This window comes from Pseudomonas fluorescens (genome assembly GCF_902497995.1).
Classification (GTDB): domain Bacteria; phylum Pseudomonadota; class Gammaproteobacteria; order Pseudomonadales; family Pseudomonadaceae; genus Aquipseudomonas; species Aquipseudomonas fluorescens_BK.
Genome location: NZ_CABVII010000006.1, coordinates 80,079 through 96,310 on the forward strand (window position 1 = coordinate 80,079; position 16,232 = coordinate 96,310).

Genomic DNA, 16,232 nt, shown 5'->3' on the forward strand with positions numbered 1-16,232 from the left:
CCACTACCCTGCGGAGTCGACCATGCAAGCGATCAAGCTCTACAACTTCCCCCGTTCCGGCCATGCTCACCGCGTGGAGTTGATGCTATCCCTGCTGCAACTGCCGACCGAGTTGGTCTTCGTCGATCTGGCCAAGGGCGCACACAAGCAGCCGGAGTTCCTGACGCTCAATGCTTTCGGTCAGGTTCCGGTCATTGATGATCAAGGGGTGGTACTGGCGGACTCCAACGCCATTCTGGTTTATCTGGCGCAAAAGTACGGCGAAGGCCGCTGGCTGCCCACCGACCCGGTCGGTGCCGCCAAGGTACAGCGTTGGTTGTCGGTCGCTGCCGGACCGATTGCCTTCGGCCCTGCCCGGGCCAGGTTGATCACAGTGTTTGGTGCGCCTCACAACGCTGAAGAAGCGATTACCCGTTCACATGACTTGCTCAAAGTTATCGATCAGGAACTAGGCCATACGACTTATCTGGCAGGTAGCGAGCCGACCATTGCCGACGTCGCGGCGTATAGCTACATCGCCCACGCACCCGAAGGTAATGTCTCCCTCGAAGACTACGGCAACGTGCGGGCCTGGCTGGCGCGCGTCGAAGCCTTGCCAGGTTTTGTCGGCATGCCGCGCACCGTCGCCGGCCTGCAAAAAACCGCCTGATGCCTGTGGCCCGACACTGACGGGCCGTTCACGCTGCGTCGATGGCGCAGGGGAGAAGCCGTTATGGACCGTTCGCCCTGGCACGCTGGCGAGAAACAGTTGCAGGCTCACGTTGGTGTTGCCGAGCGAATGGAGGCGTTCGGTCGCAGGGTGATTCGCACCGAGATGCCGGACCAGCACCGCACGTTCTATCAACAATTGCCGTTCATGCTGTACGGCGCGGTGGATGCCGATGGCAACCCATGGGCCAGCATTCTCGAAGGTGAGCCGGGCTTCGCTCACTCGCCCGAACCCGGTGTGCTGCACTTGGATAGCCTGCCAAGTGCCGATGATCCTGCGCAATTGAGCGATGGCGCGGCGATCGGCCTGCTGGGCATCGAACTGCACACTCAACGGCGCAACCGCATCAACGGTCGCATTCGCGCAATGACGGTGAGCGGCTTCGGTGTGAGCGTGGAGCAGTCCTTTGGCAATTGCCCGCAATACATTCAGTTGCGGCAGTTTCGCTCGGTGCCGCTGGCGGATCCTTCGACCCGCATCGTCCAACATCGCGACGGACTGGATGACGCGGCTCGAGTCATGATCGCCGGTGCCGATACCTTTTTCGTCGCCAGTTATGTGGACGTCGATGATCAGCGTTCGATTGATATTTCGCACCGCGGCGGTCAGTCCGGGTTCGTGCAAGTGAAAGGCAATCGCCTGACCATTCCGGATTTCGCCGGCAATCGGTTCTTCAACACCTTAGGCAATCTGCTGCTCAACCCTCGCGCCGGTTTGCTGTTTATCGATTTCAACTCCGGTGATCTGTTGCAGCTCAGCGGGCGCACCGAAATCATCCTTGAAGGCCCGCAAATCGAAGCTTTTCAAGGGGCCGAGCGGCTGTGGACAGTCGACGTCGAAAGCGTCGTCCGTCGTCCGGCAGCACTGGCTTTGCGCTGGCGCTTCGATGGCGTTTCACCCACCAGTTTGCTCACCGGTACCTGGGAGCAGGCCAGGGCTCGTTGACAAGGGGCCATGAATGGCCCTTTTCGCATTTGGTGGCGGCGGGTACTGATCAATCGTCGCAAGCGCAAAGCGCTGACGTAATCAGGCCTGTTGCAGGAACGTCAACCGCACGGCGAAACCGATCAGCAGGCTGCCGAACAGCCACTGCTGCAAACGCTGGGCCGATGGACTGCGTTGCAGCCAACGGCCCAGCGCGGCGCCGACCAGTGCGTAAGCACTGTCGAACAAAAAACCGACGCTGACCAGCGCTACGCCCAAGGTCGCAAACTGCGCGAGTACCGGCCCGCCATCAGGATTGATGAATTGGGGCAACAGCACCGAGCAGAACAGCAGCGCTTTAGGGTTGAGCAGGTTGGTGAGCAAACCGCGCTGGATCGCTGCGCGCCAATGAGCTTTCCCGCAGACGGCTTGTGCACCGTTCAAGTTTGGCAGCAGTGTGGTTCGCAGGCACTGAATGCCGATCCACAGTAAATACGTAGCCCCGACTAGACGGACGACGCCGAAGGTCCAAGGCGCAGCTTTGAACAGCGTCGCCAGCCCCAGCGCCGCCAACGCCACATGGCAACCCCGGGCAACGCCCAAGCCCACCGCAGTCGCCAGCGCGGCACCTTTGCCCTGACGGGCACCGGTCTGCAAAAGCAGAATCATGTCCGGGCCCGGTAGCAGATAAACCACAGCCAGCGCCATGAAAAACAGCCAGAGTCCTACCACCTTGCACCCCATTCATTATCGATTCGGTACGCGCAGTCTAGGGCTGAAGAGCCGGGCAGGTGGTTGCGTAGTTTGCTTCTAACTCGTCTTCGGTTGGCATAACCTGCTACTAAACTACGCAAGAGCCATCAGGATCTGCCAAACCATGAAACTTGACGCCTACGACCGCAAAATTCTCGCCGCGCTGCAACGGGATGGTCGCCTGAGCAATGTGCAACTGGCTGACGAGATCGGACTGTCCGCGTCGCCCTGTTTACGCCGGGTACGGATGCTCGAAGAAGCCGGGGTGATTCGCGGCTATCAGGCCAATCTCGATCGTGATGAAGTAGGGCTGGGGCTGACAGTGTTCGTCGGGGTCAAGGTCGAGCGCCACAACGATGAACAGGCGGAGTCCTTTCGTCTGGCCGTGACGGCATTGCCTGAGGTGATTTCGGCATTTCTGGTATCAGGTGAATCGGATTTTCTGCTGCAAGTGGTGGTGCCGGATCTGCGCGCCTATGACCGTTTTCTCACCGAGAGGCTGTTGAAGTTGCCAGGCGTGAGTGACATCCGCAGCAACTTTGCGATTCACACAGTGAAGACGCCGGGAGCGTTGCCGTTGGGGCATTTGCCGGGCTGAAAAGCGAAAAAATCGTCCGAACGCGGCCCGAGCCTTCGGACGATCTTTGGAACTTTCTACAGCTGCGTCGACATCCCCTCCACATTCATCGCCGCTTGGCGCAATGCCAGTTTTCCAGTCCAAGTCCTTGTATGAAAGGCCGACACCCGGCGGAAGGGATTTTTGAATCTGTCGAAACAATACGAAAATTTTCACCCATTTCGTTATATCGTAACGAACGATGACGTCAGCAGAGCTGAACACTGGGGTGGTATGCAAGTCGATCTCGATGGTGATGGAGCAGGGGTAGCCGGGTTGCCGCGCTTTCAGCAGGCGGTCTTCCAAGCACGGCGGTTGCGCCAATTCGCAATCGGCCTGGGAGTGCTGGCGGCGACAGGTCTGGTACTGGCATTTTTCGTCGGGGTATTTGCGCCCCAGTCTCTTTGGTTGGCAGTACTGACCAATCAAAGTGCCGGTTTACTGGTGCTGCTTGCCGGTCTGCAGTCGGCCTGGTGGGTGACACAGTGGCGCGCCCAGGCGATGAATCCCTCTGTGCCGGTGGTCGTTACTGATCAAGTGGCTACCGCGGATGGCTGGTACGAACGGTTGCTGGATCGTATCAATCAACAATGGCTGAGGATGCTGTTGCAGATTGGCGCGCCGACGTTGTGGCTTGGCGGGTGGGCGCTGTTGACACTGTTCAGCATTGACCAGGCCTGGAACCTTACACTGCCGTCTGCCGCGCTGGGCTTCTCGGCCAATGTCGGTGCTGCATTGTCATTATTGCTGGCCTTCGGTTTGCTGGTGCTAGAGCGTCAACTGGCCCAGGAAAACCTGGCCCAGTGGCCCGAAGCAGGGTCATTGGCGCAGCTGGCGCGTGTCGCAATCATCTGTCTGGTGCTGAGCGCCCTGTGCCTGTTGTTCGCCAGCGAGACCTCGGTCTGGCCGGTGCGGCTCGCCGTCCTGATCGGCCTGCTGCCGGGGCTGGTCGCGCTCGAAATGCTGTTACGCGCCGTATTGTCGTTGTTCAGTCCCCGGCGGGAGCGTCTCGAACCGGCGATGCTCGCGCGAAGCTTCGTTGCCGACATGCTGCGCTGGCCACCACAGCCGTTGCTGGCGTTACAACACGAACTGCACAACCGCTTTGGTATAGACCTGCGGCAGATCTGGGCCTTTACCTACATGCGCCGGGCATTTTTGCCTGTGTTGGCGGTGGTCTCACTTGTGGGTTGGTCGCTCACCGGCATTCACGAAATCCCCCTGCAAGGACGAGGCATCTACGAGCGATTCGGCAAGCCGGTCGAGGTCTTCGGTCCTGGTCTGCACGCGGGTTTGCCCTGGCCGCTGGGCCGAGTGCTGAACGTCGAGAACGGTGTGGTCCACGAGTTGGCCACCAGCGTGGGCGAAGCAGCGCCACCGATCATCGCCGAACCCGCCGAAGGTCCGGCGCCGGCGATTGCCAATCGCTTGTGGGATGCGAGCCACGTGAATGACAAATCCCAGGTCATCGCCAGCAGCCGAGCCGATAAACAGAGCTTCCAGATCGTCAACATGGATGTACGTTTCGTCTACCGCATCGGCCTGAGCGATCAGGCGGCGTTGGCGGCGACCTACAACAGTGCCGATGTACCAACCCTGATCCGCAGCACCGCCAGCCGGATTCTGGTTCACGACTTCGCGTCACGCACCCTCGACGGTTTGCTCGGCGAGGACCGGGTAGGGCTCGCCGAAGAAATTGGCCGGGCGGTGCAGGCTGATCTGCAGAAACCCCACAGCGGGGTGGAAATTCTCGCCACCGTGGTCGAGGCGATTCATCCACCGGCGGGAGCAGCTAACGCCTATCACGGGGTGCAAGCGGCGCAAATTGGTGTCCAGGCGTTGATCGCGCGCGAACGCGGTGCGGCAGCGGAGGCCACCCATCAGGCGCAGTTGCAGGCCAGCATCGCCCGCGACCAGGCGACAGCCAACGCTCGTGAAATCAATTCCATCGCCCGGGCGGCGGATCTGAAATTCAGCGCCGAACAAAAGGCTTATGCCAGCGCCGGCCAGGCCTTTGTGCTGGAACAGTACTTTAGCCAACTTTCCAAAGGCCTGGCCACCGCCAAACTACTGGTGCTCGATCATCGTATAGGCGGCAGCAGCAATGCGCCGACCATCGACCTGCGTACCTTCACCCTGCCGGCTGACCCTGCGCCGCCGAGTCAATCCGCTCAACCAGGAGCTGCCCATTGAGCCAGTCGCACGCACACGATGACCACAGCGGCCATGATCACGGCCATGGCGGGCATCACCATGGACATCACCACCACCACGGTGATCCACAACAAGCTGGCCCGTTCCCGTGGCGACGCATGGGCTGGGCTGCGCTGCTGGTGGCGTTCGCCATCGCCGCAGCGAGCCTGGTGCAAGTGCGATCCGGAGAAGCTACGGTGATCACGCGCTTTGGCAATCCGTCGCGCGTGTTGCTGGAGCCTGGTCTCGGCTGGCGTTGGCCGGCGCCGTTCGAAGCGGCAATCCCGGTCGATCTGCGGTTGCGCACCACCTCCAGCGGCTTGCAGGATGTGGGCACGCGGGACGGTTTGCGCATCATCGTTCAGGCTTACGTGGCGTGGCAGGTGCAAGGTGATCCGGAGAATGTTCAGCGTTTCATGCGCGCTGTGCAGAATCAGCCGGACGAGGCCGCGCGGCAGATACGCACCTTCGTCGGTTCGGCGCTGGAAACCACGGCCAGCAGTTTTGATCTGGCCAACCTGGTGAACACCGACGCGAAGCAGGTGCACATTGCCGACTTCGAAACGCAGCTGCGTCAGCAAATCGATCAACAGTTACTGACGACATATGGCGTGCGGGTTGTGCAAGTCGGCATCGAACGCCTGACCTTGCCCTCGGTAACCCTCACCGCCACAGTCGATCGCATGCGCGCCGAGCGTGAAACAATTGCCACTGAACGCACGGCCATTGGCAAGCGTGAAGCGGCTCAAATCCGTTCCGCGGCGGAACGGGATGCGCGAATCGTCCAGGCCGATGCCACCGTCAAGGCGGCCGAGATTGAAGCCGAATCACGCGTCGAAGCCGCTCAGATTTACGGCCGTGCGTATGCCGCCTCGCCGCAGCTGTACAACCTGCTGCGCTCCCTGGACACCTTGGGCACTATCGTCACGCCCGGTACCAAACTGATTTTACGCACCGACGCCGCGCCCTTCAGGGTGCTGGTAGACGGCCCGCCGACCCTTGATAACAAAACCGGGTCGCAGCCATGAGTTTGGTTCCACGTGGAACAAATGAACTGAATAGCCCCTGGATTCAGGCTGGGCGATTAGCGTTCCTTGCCCTGTATGCGGTGACGGTTCTCGCCGCACTGGCTTGGGCATTTTCCAACGTGCGGCAGATCGATCCGCAAAATCGTGCGGTGGTCATGCACTTCGGTGCACTCGATCGCGTCCAGAATGCCGGGTTGTTGTTGGCCTGGCCGCGACCGTTTGAGCAGGTAATTCTGTTGCCGGCTGCGGATCGGGTTATCGAGCGTCGAATTGAAAATCTATTGCGCAGTGATGCAGCCGTGCAGGCGGATAGGGTCGCTACATTCGCCACCCCTCTGAGTGATGCGCTGGCTGGCTCCGGTTATCTTTTGACCGGCGACGCGGGCGTGGTGCAACTGGATGTGCGGGTGTTCTATAAGGTCAGCGAACCCTACGCCTTCGTCCTTCAAGGCGAACATGTGCTGCCGGCCCTGGACCGACTGGTGACGCGCAGCGCCGTCGCACTCACTGCCGCCCGAGATCTGGACACCATTCTGGTGGCGAGACCGGAGCTGATCGGTGCCGACAACAAAGCAGCCGAAAGACGCGAACGACTGCGTGGCGATCTGGTACAAGGCATCAATCAGCGTTTGGCGCAATTGACCACGACAGGGCAGGGGCTTGGGATCGAAGTGACGCGCGTCGACGTGCAATCCAGTCTGCCAGGGCCGGCGGTCAATGCCTTCAACGCGGTTCTGACGGCCAGCCAGCAGGCCGACAAAGCAGTGGCAAACGCGCGCACGGAGGCCGAGAAATTGACCCAGTCTGCCAACCAACAAGCCGATCGCACGCTTCAGGTCGCCCACGCCCAGGCGAGCGAACGGCTGGCCAAAGCCTCCGCTGATACAGCCCCCGTGTTGAGTCTGGCCCCGGCACAACAGCGGGGCAGCGACCCGCAAATGCTGCTGCGCATTTATCGCGAGGGGATGCCGAAAATTCTTGGCCAGGCGGGCTCGGTGACCACGGTCAATCCGAAAGACGATTCACACCTGATCATTCAGGGAGCCGCACAATGACCACCCAAACTGCCGCCGCATCGAGCCTGTTGTCCTCGGATGAACAACGCAGCGCCGCTCGCCAATTGACCCTGGCAATGCTTGCTCTTGGCTTGCTGGCACTCGGACTGATCTGGCGCTGGCTAATGCCGGAGCAGGCTGGCGTCAGTCAATTGCTGTTGGGTTTTGCTTCGTTACTGGTGGCCGTGCCGGTGATGCGCTCGGCGTGGTACAGCCTGCGTTACCCCAGTCTGCACGGGATCACCGATCAGCTGATCGCCCTGGCCATGCTCGGCGCCTGGGCCACGGGCGATCTGCTCACCGCTGCACTGCTGCCAATCATCATGATCTTTGGCCATGTGCTGGAAGAGCGCAGTGTCATCGGTTCCCAGGAGGCGATTCACGCTCTTGGCAAACTCACTCGCAGCCATGCGCGCAAGGTTCAGGCGGACGGCTCGATCGTCGAAGTCGACAACGCAACGCTCAAAAGCGCTGACATTGTCGAAGTACGCGCCGGTGACAGGGTGCCGGCGGACGGTCGGGTTTTATCCGGTCAGGCGAGTCTCGATACGGCGTCCATTACCGGTGAGTCGGTGCCGGTGGAAGCGGCTGTCGGCATGTTGGTGTTCGGCGGCGCGATCAATCTCGATGGCTTGTTGCGCATCGAAGTGACCCGCACCGGCACCGAATCGACCCTTGGCAAAGTCATCGCGCTCATGCAAAGCGCCGAGCGATCCAAGCCGCCGATCACCCGATTGCTGGAGCGCTATGCCGGCAGCTACATGGTGCTGGTGTTGCTGCTGGCGGCCGTAACCTGGTTCGTGACTAACGATGCTCAGGCGATGCTCGCGGTGTTGGTGGCCGCCTGTCCTTGTGCGCTGGTGCTATCGGCGCCAGCCACGGCGATTGCCGGGGTGGCGGTAGCGGCTCGCCACGGGATTCTGATCCGAAGTTCGGCGTTTCTTGAAGAGTTGGCTGACCTGACTTCGCTGGTGGTCGACAAGACCGGGACCCTGACCTTTGGCACCTTGCGTTTGCAATCCATCGACAGCCCGCTCGAGGATCGCAGCCACGTATTGAAACTTGCCGCCAGTCTGGGTTCCGCCAGCAGTCACCCGGTCAGCCGGGCGCTCGCCGGGTTGGTCACGCAGGAGCATTTTCTTTTGCTCTCGGACATTCGCGAGCGTCAGGGCTTGGGTGTTGTGGCGATGACCGAGCAAGGCGAGGCGGCATTGGGTCGTCCGGAGCTGTTCGCACAATTGGGCATCTCCACGTCAACGGTTCCCGACCACGATGGCCCGATCGCCGGTCTGGCGCTTGATGGGGAGTTCCTTGCCTGGCTGTTGCTGGCCGACAGCGTCAAACCTGAAGCGCGTTTTGCCTTGAGTGAGTTGCGCGAACTCGGATTGGGACGCCAGTTATTGCTCACCGGCGATCGGCAGAGCGTCGCACACACGCTGGCTCGTGATGTTGGCATCAGTGATGTCGAAGCGCAGGCCTTGCCCGAGGACAAACTCAATCGCGTGTTGAAAGAAATCGGTAAGGGTTTCCGGCCGATGGTGGTGGGCGATGGAATCAATGATTCGCTGGCGCTCAAGGCCGGTGTCGTGGGTGTCGCCATGGGCGCGGGCGGAGCGGACATCGCGCTGGCCTCGGCCGACATCGTGCTGATCGGCAGCGACCTGCGTCGGCTTGGCACTTGCGTGCGCTTGAGCCGCCAATGCCGGCAGACCCTGCAGGTCAATGTGATCATCGGTTTGGGCTGGACGCTCGCGATCGTCGTATTCGCTGCATTCGGCTGGCTTGGCGCGGCGGGGGCGATGATTGCCGCGTTGTTGCACAACCTCAGCACCTTATTGGTGTTGGGCAATGCCGGTCGGCTGCTGCGATTTCAGGAGCCATTGCTCAAGCTGAAGGACGAGATTTGAATGTACCGCTATACAGGGCTATAAACAGGGTTAGTAACTTTTTAGAACTGTGTACCGAATTCGTAGTCATTTAGGTTGAGGGCATAGCACTTTATGCACTCACGACGGCTGGTTGGAGCGCCGTGAGTTATAGACAACGGCTATTAAATCGATAGCCAGCTATTTTTCCAGGATGGTCTACCCTCTCATCAGACGTCTGAAACAAGGGGGACTATCCATGCTCGCGCAGCTTCCACCGGCCTTACAGAATCTGCAGTTACCCTTACGCCTGCGACTCTGGGACGGCCATGAATTTAACCTGGGGCCGACGCCCAGCGTCACTATTGTGGTCAAGGACCCACAAATGGTTACCCAGTTCACCCATCCCAGCCTCGACGCGCTTGGAGCGGCGTTTGTCGAAGGTAAACTGGAGCTTGAAGGTTCCATCAGTGACGTGATTCGCATCTGCGATGAGTGGAGCCAGGCGTTACTCGGTGATCAAAACAGCCAGCCGGTTCGCCTTGCCCATGACAAGGAAACCGATGCCCAAGCGATTTCCTATCACTACGACCTTTCCAATGCGTTTTATCAGCTGTGGCTCGACAGCGACATGGCGTACTCCTGCGCCTATTTCGAGACCGGTAGCGAAACCCTTGAGCAAGCCCAGCAAGCCAAATTCCGCCACTTATGTCGCAAGTTGCGGCTGCAACCCGGCGAATATCTGCTGGATGTCGGTTGCGGCTGGGGTGGATTGGCGCGGTATGCGGCCCGGGAGTTTGGCGCCAAGGTATTCGGGATTACGCTGAGTAAAGAGCAGTTAGCCCTGGCTTGTGAGCGGGTGAGCGCCGAGGGTTTGGACGATCTGGTCGAATTGCATCTGCTGGACTATCGCGATTTGCCTCAGGACGGGCGCTTCGACAAGGTGGTCAGCGTTGGCATGTTCGAGCACGTCGGTCACGCCAACCTGACCCAGTACTGCAAAACCTTGTTCGGTGCGGTGAAGGAGGGCGGCCTGGTGATGAACCACGGGATCACCGCCAAGTACACCGATGGCCGGCCTGTGGGACGCGGCGCCGGCAGTTTCATTGAGAAGTACGTGTTCCCCAACGGAGAGCTGCCGCACTTGTCGATGATTTCTGCCGAGATCAGCGAAGCAGGGTTGGAGATCGTCGATGTCGAAAGTCTGCGCCTGCATTACGCGCGTACCCTCGATCATTGGAGCGAACGTCTCGAAGACAATCTGGAGGCCGCTGGCAAACTGGTCCCTGAGCAGGCATTGCGAATCTGGCGGCTGTACCTGGCGGGATGCGCCTACGCTTTCGCCAGAGGCTGGATCAACTTGCACCAGATCCTGGCGGTGAAAGCTCACGCCGATGGCAGCCATGAACTTCCATGGACCCGCGACGACATTTACAACCCCTAGAGAATCGGAGAAATCAGCCGGGCGACCCGCATGCCAACCTGTTGCAGGCGGTGGGTCTCCTGGCTTTCTTCTTTGGCGATTTCGTGGGTCTGGGCAAAGTCATCATTGAGCATTTGTTCCACTTCCAGGGCAAATGCGCTGTCCACTGTCAGCAGCATCACTTCGAAATTCAGGCGGAAGGAACGATTGTCCATATTCGCACTGCCGATGGCGCTGATTTCGCTGTCGATCAACACCACTTTCTGATGCAGGAAGCCAGGCTCGTAGCGGAACACCCGCACTCCGGCGCGCACCGCTTCGAAGGCATAAAGGCTGGAGGCGGCGTAGACGATCCGGTGATCCGGTCGCGACGGCAGCAGAATTCGCACATCCACGCCACGCAACACCGCCAGGCGCAAGGCGGCGAATACCGCCTCGTCAGGGATGAAATAGGGGCTGGTGATCCAGATTCGTTCCGTGGCCGCGTGGATAGCTTCGACGAAGAATAACGAACAGGTCTCGTAGGAATCAGCCGGGCCGCTGGCGAGCAATTGGCAGAGCACGCCATCGTCTGGATAGGCGTCGGGCAAGATCAGCGGTGGCAGGGAACGGGCCGCCCAGAACCAGTCTTCAGCGAAGGATTCCTGCATGCAGGCCACTACGGGGCCGCGCACTTGCACGTGGGTATCGCGCCACGGTGCCAGGGGCGGTTTTTCTCCCATGTATTCATCACCGACGTTGTGCCCGCCGACGAAGCCCAGAATTCCGTCTACCACCACTATCTTGCGGTGGTTGCGGAAGTTGACCTGGAAGCGGTTGAGCCAGCCACTGCGAGTCGCAAACGCTTTGACCTCGACGCCGGCATCGCGCAATGGCTGCACGTAGCTGTGGGGTAACGAGTGGCTGCCAATTCGATCGTACAGCAGATAAACCGCCACGCCTTCGGCGGCTTTTTTCAGTAGCAAGGTGTGCAGACGTTGGCCGAGGCAGTCGTCGTGGATGATGAAAAACTGGACCAGCACGGCCTCCCTGGCGTGGCTGATGGCTTGAAAAATCGCATCGAAGGTAACCTGGCCGTTGATCAGCAAGCGCACCTCATTGTTGGCCAGGCATGGCATACGTCCCAGCTTCGGCATGGCCCGGAGTGACGCGTAGGCTTTGGAGGCGCGTGCGGTCAGCGCCTCTTCGACCCAGGGTCGCCAGTTCATCTCGGCGATGGCCTTGCGCATTTCCTCGTTGGCCTGACGCCGGGCCTTGATGTACCCATCGAAGGTACTGCGGCCGAAGACCAGATACGGGATGAGCGTCAGGTAGGGAATGAACAGCAATGACAAGGCCCAGGCGATCGAGCCCTGGGCGGTCCGAACGGTCAATACGGCATGGATGGCGGCGATCATGCCTAACGAGTGCAGAAGGGCGATCAGATAACCGAAAACATGCGGTCCAAAATAATCCATGGGGCAGCCTTGCTCCTGAAGATTCAATACTTAAAAGACCATGTTCCGTGCAAAATGTCGCTAATTAATTGGCCCATGAACCGAAGCCTGTGGCTGACGTCTAACGGCCACTACTGATCAGGAGTTACTCGATGAACGTTCGTCTGCTGGGTTTGGCCGTGGCTTTTGGTTTGGCTCTTCCTGTGGCCGCTCAGGCGCAGATGCTGCAGCCGGGTTTGTGGGAATTAACCTCGAGCAACATGAAAGTCGATAACCAGAACCTGCCCGATCTGCAATTGATCCTTGGGCAGATACAGAGCCAGATAACCCCTGAACAGCGCGCACAGCTGGAGAAGCAGGGCATCACCATGGGTGGAAAAGGGATACGGTCTTGTCTGACGCCTGAGCAGGTCAAGACAGACAACATTCCGCTGACGGATCCGCAATCGGGCTGCAAACAGGAAATTACCGAGCGTACGGGTAACCAGTGGAAATTCCGCTTCAGCTGTCCGAAAGCACAAGGTGCGGGTATCGCTACATTCCTCAGTGATCGTGAGTTCACCACCAAGGTCAACGGCACGTTCAATGCCACCGGTATTCAGCAGCAGGGTAGTCTCGATACCCGCGCCGTGTGGTTGGGGCAGGATTGCGGAACTGTTAAGCCCAGAGCCTAAAAGCTTCGCGAGCAGGCTCGGTCCCACAAGGATCGTGTATGGCTTGTGGGGGGCGAGCCTGCTCGCGATGGAGTTCGCTTAGACCCTTGCAAGCCCTTTTGACTTCAACCACTCACACACCGTCTCAACCGCCATTCTGCCGAAATCCTCCCCGGTGCGGCTGCGTATACTGACAAACCCGCCTTCCTTTTCTTTTTCCCCGATTACCACCAGATACGGCACGTTTTGACTGTGCTCGCGAATCTTGTGGCGAACCTTTTCGTGACGCAGATCCGCGGTGGCACGCACGCCAATTCGGCGCAATGCCTCGGTCACCGACTGGGCATAAGCCAATTGGCGATCATCCATACTCACGACAATCACATGCGGCGGTGCGCGCCAATGTTCCAGTTCCTTTTGGCAAGACCAGCAGGTGCCATATATCCGTTGTGACGAAGTACCGCTGATGTGGTCCAGGGCGAATGCCTGCAATACCCTGGTTGCGGGAACGTGCGGTCCCACAGTCACACATTCGAAATTCCCCATCAGGTACGGCGATAGCGTCTCGAAAGGTGTTGATCGCAATGACGGATCGCGACGGCGGATCGAATGATTGGTCGCCACCAGCGTCTTCATCCGTGCTTCGATGATGGCAAGGTCGACCAGGGTTAAAGGACGCTCGTAGGTAAACTCATAAAAAAAGCCGTCACCCAGCGCCGATCCAATCTGCAACTGCGCACGGGGGTAAAGCTGTTTGACCGCCATGGACAGCATCAGCGCGCAGGAACGGCGGAGGATCTCCAGGCCATCGGGTTCCTGCGGTGTGACGATACTGACCCGCGCATCCGCCTCGATCAGGAACGCACAGTCTACCAGCACCCCGTCTACTCGCCCTGCGACAGCCGCCTTGGCCAACCCTACGCCGATACTCGCGGCAAGCTCATACACGGACAACGGCTGGTCGTATTCTCGCAATGAACCATCAGTCAAAGTGATCTGGATCATGGTCAGGGTTCTCGAAGTTTTCGATCACATGCGCTCGCGCATAAACCCTACGGGCAAACCCTGGCCGCTGTCATTAGGATATTAGTCGTAACCCATGGCAGCGGATCATGCTGCTTCCCAATTCCATCGACTTTCGGCAACCGCGTCGTGGGCGTGGAGGCTTTCGGCGTGGATCACCGGGATGTGAAACGCGTTGATGCCAAGCGAACGTTTCAGGGCGATGTTCAAGCGTCGGGCAGCATCTTCGCAGAACATCAGGTTCTGACCATTGGCCAAGGCGAAGGCTTGTTCGTCGGCGCGTTTCACCGCGGTTTGTACGGCGGTTCCTAGCGCCGCTTCCTCGTCATTGATCGTCGCGATCGACGAATTGCTGCTGAATCAACTGCCGGGACAGCGCCGCCGAGCAAGGGCAGGTCGAGGAATATGCAACGTCTATTTTTAGTTCCACGTGGAACATCTCACGCCCGTGTCGGCCTTTGCACTCAGGCGTTGGCCATTCAGTAAAACAGGTAGAGCAATGCCACACATGCCCACCCACTCCAGTGGCAGGGCTTCGCGTGAGGCCTGCGCGGCGATATCTGGCAGAGTCAGCGCATTCATGAGCAGGTCCATCGTTGAATTCGGTTTTGTATGTTATGTTATTACATTAAGTGCCGCCAAGCCTTTTTCAAGCCCGACGATTTGATCGGTCTGCCCTGTGAGGAACTCCTGATGCCCAATCGTCTTCCTGTCACCGTCCTGTCCGGCTTTCTAGGTGCCGGCAAAAGTACCTTGCTCAACTACGTGCTACGTAACCGCGACAGCCTGCGGGTTGCCGTGATCGTCAACGATATGAGCGAAATCAATATCGACGGCCGCGAAGTCCAGCGCGATGTCAGCCTGAACCGTACCGAGGAAAAACTCGTGGAAATGAGCAATGGCTGCATCTGCTGCACATTGCGCGAAGACTTGTTGGAAGAGGTGAGCGAACTTGCCAGGGAGGGTCGGTTTGATTACTTGCTGATCGAGTCCACCGGCATTTCCGAACCCTTGCCAGTGGCGGAAACCTTCACCTTCCGCGACGAAGATGGGCAGAGCCTGGCTGACATCGCCCGGCTCGACACCATGGTAACGGTGGTCGATGGCATGAATTTCCTGCTCGACTACCAGGCTGCCGAAAGCCTCGCTTCCCGTGGTGAAACATTGGGTGATGAGGACGAGCGCTCAATCACTGATCTGTTGATCGAGCAGATCGAGTTCGCCGATGTGATCCTGATCAGCAAGATCGACCTGATCAGCAGTCGCGAGCGCCAAGAGCTGATCGCGATCCTCGAGCGGCTCAATACACAGGCGGAAATCATCCCGATGGTGATGGGTGAAATCCCCTTGGAGAAGATTCTTAACACCGGTCGCTTCGACTTCGAAAAGGCCGCTCTGGCGCCCGGTTGGTTGCAGGAAATGCGTGGCGAACACGTGCCGGAAACCCAAGAGTACGGCATCGCCTCCAGCACTTATCGCGCACGTCGACCCTTTCACCCGCAGCGCTTTTTCAGCTTCATCGACCGGCCCTGGGTGAACGGCAAATTGCTGCGCTCCAAGGGTTTTTTCTGGCTGGCCAGCAAGCACATGGACGCCGGTAGCTGGTCCCAGGCCGGGGGCTTGATGCGCCACGGTTTCGCCGGGCGCTGGTGGCGTTTCGTGCCAAAAGCCCAGTGGCCGCAGGACGCAGATAGCTCGGCTGCGATCATGCAAAACTGGACAGCCGACACCGGCGATTGCCGGCAGGAACTGGTGTTCATCGGCCAGAACATCGACTTCGCGCTACTCACCGCGGAACTCGATGACTGCCTGCTGACTGATGATGAAATGGCGGCGGGTATCGAGGGCTGGAGGCAGCTGTCCGATCCGTTCGGCCCTTGGCATGAAGAGGCGGCAGCGTGATGTTGCCACCGACTCTGAATCTGAAGCCAATCATTCATCAGGTGCAAGGTGAAGCCCCGCAAGCCTTGGCACGCATCCTCGATGACGGAGTAAACCTCGCGGTTTGGCAGCGGCAATTGCCGGTGCATATCGCCGATTTCGCCTGCTTGCTGTTGTCCCTGGACGAATCGCTGGCCGAGTCACTGTCCCTGGAACTGGCCGACGAAGAAGCCGAACCCGATCTCCACGGATTGGCCTCAGGCTTCAGCGACCTCGAAGGCTATGAAGGCTTCATTACCGACGTTTCCTGGCTGGTCAGCGCATTCGCCTGTTTACTGGGCGCCAAACGTATCGGTCTGCGCCTCAGGGTCCTGGACAAAGCCATGTGCCCGCGTTTTCACGTCGATCATGTGCCGGTGCGGTTGATCACCACCTATGCTGGTATTGGCAGTCAGTGGCTGAAGGAAGGGGTGATGGATCGCGGCCAATTGGGCCAACCCGACGCGCAACCCCAGGGCGATGCGCTGATCCAGCAAATCGCCAGCGGCGACGTGGCGCTGCTCAAGGGCGAGAAATGGCATGGCAACGAAGGCTGCGGCTTGATTCACCGCTCGCCCCAACCCGCGCCGGGAGAGCGCCGCTTGATTCTGACCCTCGATTGGTTGAGCTAGCG

General features: G+C 59.4%; 13 protein-coding genes and 2 pseudogenes. 11 read left to right on the forward strand and 4 right to left on the reverse strand.

What is annotated here, in order from left to right:
• Window positions 1-22 precede the first annotated feature (22 nt).
• Window positions 23-649, forward strand: a complete 627-nt coding sequence (locus F8N80_RS09050) for a glutathione S-transferase family protein (protein ID WP_150783717.1) — start codon at window positions 23-25, stop codon at window positions 647-649.
• A gap of 63 nt (window positions 650-712) precedes the next feature.
• Window positions 713-1,651, forward strand: a pseudogene (locus F8N80_RS09055) (pyridoxamine 5'-phosphate oxidase family protein); the annotation flags it as partial.
• Between the two features lie 84 nt (window positions 1,652-1,735).
• Here F8N80_RS09055 and F8N80_RS09060 read toward each other — a convergent pair.
• On the reverse strand, window positions 1,736-2,365 hold the full coding sequence (locus F8N80_RS09060) for a LysE family translocator (RefSeq protein WP_150783719.1): 630 nt from the start codon (window positions 2,363-2,365) through the stop codon (window positions 1,736-1,738).
• A gap of 145 nt (window positions 2,366-2,510) precedes the next feature.
• Between F8N80_RS09060 and F8N80_RS09065 the strand changes: the two genes are divergently transcribed.
• The 6 genes from F8N80_RS09065 (at window position 2,511) to cfaB (ending at window position 10,587) form a co-directional block, all read left to right on the forward strand.
• Window positions 2,511-2,984, forward strand: coding sequence for an Lrp/AsnC family transcriptional regulator (locus F8N80_RS09065; RefSeq protein WP_150747601.1), 474 nt, complete (start codon window positions 2,511-2,513; stop codon window positions 2,982-2,984).
• Between the two features lie 252 nt (window positions 2,985-3,236).
• Window positions 3,237-5,195: a protease modulator HflK gene (gene hflK / locus F8N80_RS09070; RefSeq protein ID WP_150783720.1), complete on the forward strand. Its 1,959-nt coding sequence runs from the start codon at window positions 3,237-3,239 to the stop codon at window positions 5,193-5,195.
• Window positions 5,192-6,223 carry a protease modulator HflC gene (gene hflC, locus F8N80_RS09075; protein WP_150783721.1) on the forward strand — a complete coding sequence of 344 codons (1,032 nt, stop codon included), beginning with the start codon at window positions 5,192-5,194 and terminating at the stop codon, window positions 6,221-6,223. The genes hflK (F8N80_RS09070) and hflC overlap by 4 nt, the downstream gene beginning before the upstream one ends.
• Entirely contained in the window at window positions 6,220-7,278 is a 1,059-nt protein-coding gene (gene hflK, locus F8N80_RS09080) for a protease modulator HflK (RefSeq protein WP_150783722.1), read from the forward strand. The genes hflC and hflK (F8N80_RS09080) overlap by 4 nt, the downstream gene beginning before the upstream one ends.
• Window positions 7,275-9,185, forward strand: a complete 1,911-nt coding sequence (locus tag F8N80_RS09085) for a cation-translocating P-type ATPase (protein WP_150783723.1) — start codon at window positions 7,275-7,277, stop codon at window positions 9,183-9,185. Before hflK (F8N80_RS09080) ends, F8N80_RS09085 begins: the two co-directional genes overlap by 4 nt.
• Before the next feature lie 217 nt (window positions 9,186-9,402).
• Window positions 9,403-10,587: a C17 cyclopropane fatty acid synthase CfaB gene (gene cfaB / locus F8N80_RS09090; RefSeq protein WP_150783724.1), complete on the forward strand. Its 1,185-nt coding sequence runs from the start codon at window positions 9,403-9,405 to the stop codon at window positions 10,585-10,587.
• On the opposite strand, the gene cls is transcribed toward cfaB, so the two are convergent.
• Entirely contained in the window at window positions 10,584-12,023 is a 1,440-nt protein-coding gene (gene cls, locus F8N80_RS09095; RefSeq protein WP_150783725.1) for a cardiolipin synthase, read from the reverse strand. The genes cfaB and cls overlap by 4 nt on opposite strands.
• Before the next feature lie 131 nt (window positions 12,024-12,154).
• On the opposite strand from cls, the gene F8N80_RS09100 reads away from it, so the two are divergent.
• Window positions 12,155-12,676, forward strand: coding sequence for a DUF3617 domain-containing protein (locus F8N80_RS09100; RefSeq protein ID WP_150783726.1), 522 nt, complete (start codon window positions 12,155-12,157; stop codon window positions 12,674-12,676).
• 78 nt (window positions 12,677-12,754) lie between these two features.
• Here F8N80_RS09100 and F8N80_RS09105 read toward each other — a convergent pair whose 3' ends face one another.
• Window positions 12,755-13,660, reverse strand: a complete 906-nt coding sequence (locus tag F8N80_RS09105; RefSeq protein WP_150783727.1) for a His/Gly/Thr/Pro-type tRNA ligase C-terminal domain-containing protein — start codon at window positions 13,658-13,660, stop codon at window positions 12,755-12,757.
• Between the two features lie 105 nt (window positions 13,661-13,765).
• Window positions 13,766-14,260, reverse strand: a pseudogene (locus F8N80_RS09110) (GTP cyclohydrolase, FolE2/MptA family).
• Between the two features lie 111 nt (window positions 14,261-14,371).
• Here F8N80_RS09110 and zigA point away from each other — a divergent pair.
• Together zigA and F8N80_RS09120 are read left to right on the forward strand one after the other, a co-directional pair.
• Entirely contained in the window at window positions 14,372-15,580 is a 1,209-nt protein-coding gene (gene zigA, locus F8N80_RS09115; protein WP_150783728.1) for a zinc metallochaperone GTPase ZigA, read from the forward strand.
• On the forward strand, window positions 15,580-16,230 hold the full coding sequence (locus F8N80_RS09120; protein ID WP_150747591.1) for a DUF1826 domain-containing protein: 651 nt from the start codon (window positions 15,580-15,582) through the stop codon (window positions 16,228-16,230). Before zigA ends, F8N80_RS09120 begins: the two co-directional genes overlap by 1 nt.
• Window positions 16,231-16,232: the final 2 nt, after the last annotated feature.

Bases quoted from the DNA above. Each gene is read 5' to 3' on its own strand.
- F8N80_RS09050 (WP_150783717.1), top strand. From the start codon at position 23: ATGCAAGCGATCAAGCTCTACAACTTCCCCCGTTCCGGCCATGCTCAC.
- hflK (WP_150783720.1), top strand. From the start codon at position 3,237: ATGCAAGTCGATCTCGATGGTGATGGAGCAGGGGTAGCCGGGTTGCCG.
- F8N80_RS09120 (WP_150747591.1), top strand. From the start codon at position 15,580: ATGTTGCCACCGACTCTGAATCTGAAGCCAATCATTCATCAGGTGCAA.
- zigA (WP_150783728.1), top strand. From the start codon at position 14,372: ATGCCCAATCGTCTTCCTGTCACCGTCCTGTCCGGCTTTCTAGGTGCC.
- F8N80_RS09065 (WP_150747601.1), top strand. From the start codon at position 2,511: ATGAAACTTGACGCCTACGACCGCAAAATTCTCGCCGCGCTGCAACGG.
- F8N80_RS09085 (WP_150783723.1), top strand. From the start codon at position 7,275: ATGACCACCCAAACTGCCGCCGCATCGAGCCTGTTGTCCTCGGATGAA.
- cfaB (WP_150783724.1), top strand. From the start codon at position 9,403: ATGCTCGCGCAGCTTCCACCGGCCTTACAGAATCTGCAGTTACCCTTA.
- F8N80_RS09100 (WP_150783726.1), top strand. From the start codon at position 12,155: ATGAACGTTCGTCTGCTGGGTTTGGCCGTGGCTTTTGGTTTGGCTCTT.
- F8N80_RS09105 (WP_150783727.1), bottom strand. From the start codon at position 13,660: ATGATCCAGATCACTTTGACTGATGGTTCATTGCGAGAATACGACCAG.
- cls (WP_150783725.1), bottom strand. From the start codon at position 12,023: ATGGATTATTTTGGACCGCATGTTTTCGGTTATCTGATCGCCCTTCTG.
- hflK (WP_150783722.1), top strand. From the start codon at position 6,220: ATGAGTTTGGTTCCACGTGGAACAAATGAACTGAATAGCCCCTGGATT.